Genomic DNA, 5,900 nt, shown 5'->3' with positions numbered 1-5,900 from the left:
CCCGTGTAGTCACAAGAAAAAATATCGCTCGAAGAAAATAACATGATTAAGATCAGTAAGTTATTGCATTAAAACCCCTCAGCCGAAAAGGTGAACTTCCGTTATAAAGAAAAACAACGAGGCCCCGGCGTCACAGGGGCCTCGTCGCTTTTTTATAAATTTTCCGCAAGCTTAGCAGGCTAGACGCCTACCACTCTGCAGCTACCTGGAAGCAGAATTCATTCACGCCTTTCAGGTAGGTGTTGTCGCCGCCGTCCTTTTCCTGGAGCCTGCGGTATTCAGCCATAAGGCAGACGTTTTCTAAAATTTGATAATTTATTCCAATGACATAAATATAATTAAAGTCCCCGGTCGCTTCAGGCCGACCATTGTTGAATTTCTCGTAACGCAAGGCCACCTCCAGCGGTTCCAGGACCTGGTAAGCCACGCCGACTGTCCAGGCCTTCTCATTGTAGCTCCTGCCATCCGCGGTAAAGGTTTCTCTTTTAGTCGCGGTAAAGTATTCGGCCTCCAGGGTCAGGCCAAACCTTGAGAACTGGGCAAAGGCATTGAGGGTGTTGTTGCGGCTGTCATGACCCGGCTCGGAATCGTATGCAATGCCAAGTGTAAAACCCTCAAACGGACTCAGGGACAGGGCGACGATACAGGAGCTGACATCATCGTCAGCCGTGTATCCAGCGTTGCGGCCGGGAGCGCTTCCGATATCCGAAACCTGATCCATGACGTATTCTCCCTTGTAAACGGTCAGGGAAAGGTCAAGGTCATAGAAACCCGGGGCAAGCCCGACCGTCATCCCAGTCGCCGCGACTTCATAGGCGGCTTTGGTAATGGGATCGCTGATGGTATGGGTATAGAACTGCCCAAAGGGCTGGCCGCGTTTGCCAAGAACAAAATAGATTGGGAACTTCTTTTCGTTTTGCAGGGTTATGGTAGCTTCGTCAACAAAGACATTATCATTGCCTCCAACCCCCACGTCTTCAGCTAGAAGCACGACATTGGCGGCGGTCCATTCATTGATCAGGGCTTCAATCCCTAGCTCTACCTTGCCCACGACCAAATTCGAGATGCTGTCGCTATCCTTGTCGGTTCGGTCCTGGTGATCTATATACTGATAAGCCACCTCAACCGCCCCGCTGAAAGTGAGGTTGTGCTTAAGGCCGGCCAACGGCCCGCCCTCTTCTTTTAATTCCTTTTTTAACTCTTGTTTGATTTCCTTCTTCACGGCCTCCCTGTCAAAGGCATGGGCCTGAACGTCAATCATCAGGAACATGACGAAAAATAACGTTATTCCCAGGACAATCCATCTTGATTTTTTTGTGTTAGCATTTCTAAAAACCTTTAAACTCATCTTTTCTCTCCTTTCTATTTCTTTTGAATATGAAATCAATGATCCCTCATCCGCGGGCATCTGAGACGGCCATAAAAAAAAGGCCGTGCGTCAGTTCCCCGGAACCGATGCCAGGCCTTCGTTGCCCTTTTATTTTGAATATCCTATGGGCTTAATACTAGGCTTCTTGCCTTGCTTGCCCATAGAATAGCCAATCGTTGTTCGAGGTGTCAAGGGCTAAAGGGGCCGGGCTGACCTTGGTTACGTCTCGACTTGGTTATTCTCTGGTCCGTCAGGCGCAGCGGGCGGTCCTACACATTGCCCGCCGCTGGTTGACGCCATGGGGCAACCCTGGCAGGAAGAGCCACAACCTAAGCCCGGGTTCTCCTCTTTTCTCATGCTGCGCCGGTACTTGCGGCCCAGCCAGATAACCGCCAGGCCCACGATCATGATTACGACCACGTTTTGCCACATTTTTGTCTTCCTAACCGAACCCGAGAATCAGACCGCCCTGATAAACCACCAGCGCCAGGACATAGGCCAGGATAGTGGTGTAGGCCATGGCAAATAAGGCCCAACCCCATGAACCGGCTTCCCGGCGAATCATGACAACAGTGACAAAACAGGGGGCGTAAACCATTACAAAGATCATAAGGGTGAAGGCCGTGAGCGGACTCCAGCCTGAAGACCCGGCCAGCCGGTCGGAAAGGCTGACCGATTCTTCCGGATCAACCTCACCCAGGGAGTAAGCCGTGCCCATGGTGGCGACAACAACCTCCTTGGCTGCAAATCCGCCCACCAAGGCCACGTTTGTCCGCCAGTCAAAACCTAAAGGCGCGGTAACGGCCCTCAAACCCCGGCCCATGCGGCCAGCCACGGAATAGGTCAGCTCGGCCTCCGCCTTCCGGGCCTCCAGCTCAGCCCTGGCTTCATCGTTCGCTGCGGTCTCGATTCGCTCGTCCCATTTCACGGCTTGATCTTCGGGCAGACCAGGAAAAGTCATCAAGGCCCACATGACGATGCTGATGGCCAGGATCACGGTCCCGGCCTTCTTGACATACATCCAGGTCCGCTCCCAGGTATGGATTAAAAGCCCCTTGAAGGTGGGCAGCCGGTAAGGCGGCAATTCCATAACAAAGGGGGCCGATTCCCCTTTCAACACCGTCCATCTCAGAACCCTGGCCGCTAACAAAACGATGGCCCATGAAATCAGGGTCAAGGCAAACATAATGTTCGCTTCCCTGGTCGGGAAAAAAGCCGCGATGAGCATGGCGTAAACCGGAAGCTTGGCCCCGCAGTTCGTTATGGGAACCGTCAGAATAGTGGCCAAACGGGCCTTGGGGTCCTTGAGAGTCCTGGTGGCCATGACGCCGGGCACGGCACAGCCGCCGCTGATACCGCCGCTGACGATCAAGGCCATGACAGAATTGCCATGCAAGCCAAAGGCCCTGAGGATACGGTCTAACAGATAGGCCATCCGGGCCATGTACCCACTGTCCTCAAGAATAGCAATGGCGAAAAACATGAACAGAATCAGCGGCGCAAATCCCAGAACACCACCAACACCATCAATAACGCCGCTCACAATCAAGGACTGGATTAAACCCTCAGGAATGAGACTTTCCGCCGCGCCGCCAAGCCATCCGAAAAACGCCTCCAGCCAGCCGACCGGCGCTCCGCTGAGAATAAAAACGAATTGATACATGACATACAACAAGGCTAGTAAAAAAATCGGACCGATTAAACGGTTGGTGAGCACCTTGTCTATTTTGTCCGTATAGTCAATTCTAGTTTCCAGGCCGCGCCGGACGATCTCCTTGGAAAGTCCAGAGATATAGCCGTAACGCTGCTCCGCAAAGACCCCTTCAGGGACAGTATCCATGGTGGCCTGAATGTGCTTCTCAACCTGCTGGCAAACCGGCAACATCTGGCCAGCCAGGTCCGAGTCGCTCCTGACCTGCTTCAAAACCTCTTGATCGCCTTCCAGGCACTTGATGGCGACCCAGCGCGGACTGATGGGCGCCCATTTCTCAGCCGGGCTGCTAAAGCTGGAGACGATTTTTTCAATGCTTTGATCGAGGTCTGAGCCGTAAGATATCTCGATCGGCGACCAGGACCTGTTCTCCTCGGCCACCTCCAAGCCCTTTTTGAGAAGCTCTTTGACTCCCTTGGAGGACCTGGCCACGGTCGGTACAACCGGGACGCCCAAAAGAGTGGAAAGCTTGTTTATATCAATGGTTAAGCCCCGCTTTTCAGCTAAATCAATCATGTTCAGGTTAATAATCAGGGGAACGCCCAGTTCAAGAAACTGGATGGCCAGGTAAAGGTTTCGCTCGAGATTTGAGGCGTCGAGCACGTCAATGACCACATCGGGGTTATCATTGATGATGTAGCCGCGAACGACCAGTTCTTCCGGGGAGTAGGCGGTCAGGCTGTAAGTGCCAGGCAGGTCAATGACCTGCACTTTTTGGCCGTCAAGGTTGACCTCTCCCCATTTTTTCTCCACCGTCACGCCAGGATAGTTCCCGACGTGCTGGTTGGCCCCGGTCATGGCGTTAAAGACCGTGGTCTTGCCAGAATTGGGGTTGCCTGCCAGCGCGATAACGAAATTTTCTTTTTTCATGGCTGCTCTCCTTTGATCTCAACCATAATGAAGTCAGCTTCATTGTTTCGCAGGGTCAGGTTGTAATCCATGAGTTTTACTTCCACCGGGTCCTTGAGCGGAGCCCGCCCCAGGATCTGGACCCTCGAGCCGGGTACCAAACCCATGTCACGGATGCGTCTTCCGAGTTCACCTGAGATGTTAATTTTTTTGATGATGGCCTGTTCACCTGGATTGAGTGTGCGTAATGTTTGTAAGTTCTTCATGATAGGGCCTCCTTATTATTATTGAGATTCAATCTCAACAGGTATCCAAAAAAAATATCTCCCTCTAAACAAAAAGTCATAAAGACTTTGTCCTGACTATCTGATTGCTCCTATCTGATTGGTTCATCGTTTCGGCCTCTCTTGATTCAATCTTTCAGCCCATGGTATCTCTTCAAGATTAACTGTTTGAATCCATTGATAAAAGACGATTGGAACGCTGGGATCTTGAAGGTCGGATTTAGCAGGGCTATAATTCATTATTTTTCCAGGCGTTAAAATTATTATAACATTAAAAAAGTTAGATAACCCTAATTTACTCCTTAAAAAAAATAGCTTCGTTCCCAGGCACCTAAAGTCCTTGTATAAGCCCCATAGTCCTCATGCACCACTGAAAACCGGCAGCCTTCCCTATTTTAAAAGTAAGGTTAGCCATATTTTATTTACTTGTCAATACTTTTTTATTTGATTGAAATTTTGAAAAACTGTACTATAATTATAAGGAGTTAAAGCCAAAGGAGATGCATAACATGAATCCCAGCTCTCATGACTTCCTCTCCTCTCACTTGGAAGACTACCTGGAAACTATCTTCCACCTTCAAACCCAGAACAGGGTCGCCAGGGCCAGGGACATCGCCGAGCGTCTTGACGTCACCCGGGCTTCAGTGACCGGCGCCCTGAAAACCCTGACTGAGAAAGGCCTTGTCAACCACGCCCCTTACAGCTACGTCACGCTGACCAAGCAAGGGGAGACCATAGCCCTTGAGATTATCCGCCGGCATGAGACGCTTAAGGATTTTTTTGAACACTTCCTTTATCTGGACCCAGAAAAGGCAGACGCCAATGCCTGCCGCGTAGAACACGCCGTGGACTCTGAAACTATTGATCGCCTGCTGCTCTTTCTTGAATTTTTAAAAAAATGTCCTCGGACGGACAAGCAATGGAGGGAGGAGTTAAGCAAGTGTGGTCAGCAGGAAGTTACGCCGAGCAGGTGCCAGGAATGCCTGACCAATCTTCTGCTAAGGTTTGAATCGGACAATTGAATTTTTTTAAATTTTTTTAAATTCTTTGATATTTTTCTTGACACACACAATATTTGGTGTATGTAGTTTATATATACACAATATACAGGCATAAAATCGGTTTTGGTCCGCCGCGGTCATTTGTCTTCCATAGTGACCGCCCTAAGTGTTAACCTTCAACCAAAGGGGGTCTGATAGTAGGCCCCCTTTTATTATAAGTCTTTGCCAGGGCCTTAAAGGAGACGGTTGAAGAAGTCATTGAAGGCGACGCCTTCAAGAAAAACTGCCAAGAAGGCACCGGAAAAACCGATCCTCAACAAAGAGGTCACCATCAACACATCTGTCTTTTGACTTCTTTTCATACTTTTTTAAAGATCGGCTTTTGAGAGGCAGGCACCTGGCCGGAATCCGGTTTTCCAACTTTCCCTATCTCAGGCAAAATATTTGACAATCTGGATGGTAAGAAGTAGGGTTTTAGAGGATTGCCTTTTTACATTTTCGAGTTGAAATGCGTTGTCCGGCCTCTATAAAGAGCAGGATTTAAGCAGGCCAAAAGGATTTTGCAGTTAGTATTTTTGGTTCTTCTCCAAAAGAGTTGGCAAATTAGTTTAAGAGGGCACATTGTGTTAGTGCATAACTTATTAATAATACAAATATTTTCATTCTTTAGCTTCCCAAATCTATTT

At 49.4% G+C, this 5,900-nt stretch carries 5 protein-coding genes; 1 reads left to right on the top strand and 4 read right to left on the bottom strand.

Annotated features, from left to right (window positions below; all coding sequences use genetic code 11):
- Window positions 1–187: 187 nt before the first annotated feature.
- The 4 genes from JRI95_16005 to JRI95_15990 form a co-directional block, all read right to left on the bottom strand.
- On the bottom strand, window positions 188–1,348 hold the full coding sequence (locus JRI95_16005) for an LbtU family siderophore porin (protein MBW2063047.1): 1,161 nt from the start codon (window positions 1,346–1,348) through the stop codon (window positions 188–190).
- A gap of 240 nt (window positions 1,349–1,588) precedes the next feature.
- Window positions 1,589–1,801, bottom strand: a complete 213-nt coding sequence (locus JRI95_16000) for a FeoB-associated Cys-rich membrane protein (protein ID MBW2063046.1) — start codon at window positions 1,799–1,801, stop codon at window positions 1,589–1,591.
- A gap of 10 nt (window positions 1,802–1,811) precedes the next feature.
- Window positions 1,812–3,950, bottom strand: coding sequence for a ferrous iron transport protein B (feoB, locus tag JRI95_15995; protein ID MBW2063045.1), 2,139 nt, complete (start codon window positions 3,948–3,950; stop codon window positions 1,812–1,814).
- Window positions 3,947–4,195: a ferrous iron transport protein A gene (locus JRI95_15990; protein MBW2063044.1), complete on the bottom strand. Its 249-nt coding sequence runs from the start codon at window positions 4,193–4,195 to the stop codon at window positions 3,947–3,949. Before JRI95_15990 ends, feoB begins: the two co-directional genes overlap by 4 nt.
- Window positions 4,196–4,722: 527 nt before the next feature.
- Between JRI95_15990 and JRI95_15985 the strand changes: the two genes are divergently transcribed.
- Entirely contained in the window at window positions 4,723–5,235 is a 513-nt protein-coding gene (locus tag JRI95_15985) for a metal-dependent transcriptional regulator (GenBank protein ID MBW2063043.1), read from the top strand.
- The last annotated feature ends 665 nt before the right edge of the window (window positions 5,236–5,900 follow it).

The sequence above is a fragment of the Deltaproteobacteria bacterium genome (assembly GCA_019308995.1).
Taxonomy (GTDB): Bacteria; Desulfobacterota; Desulfarculia; order Adiutricales; family JAFDHD01; genus JAFDHD01.
Note: the sequence above shows the minus strand (reverse complement) of the source record. Positions and strands in the feature narration are given on the sequence as shown.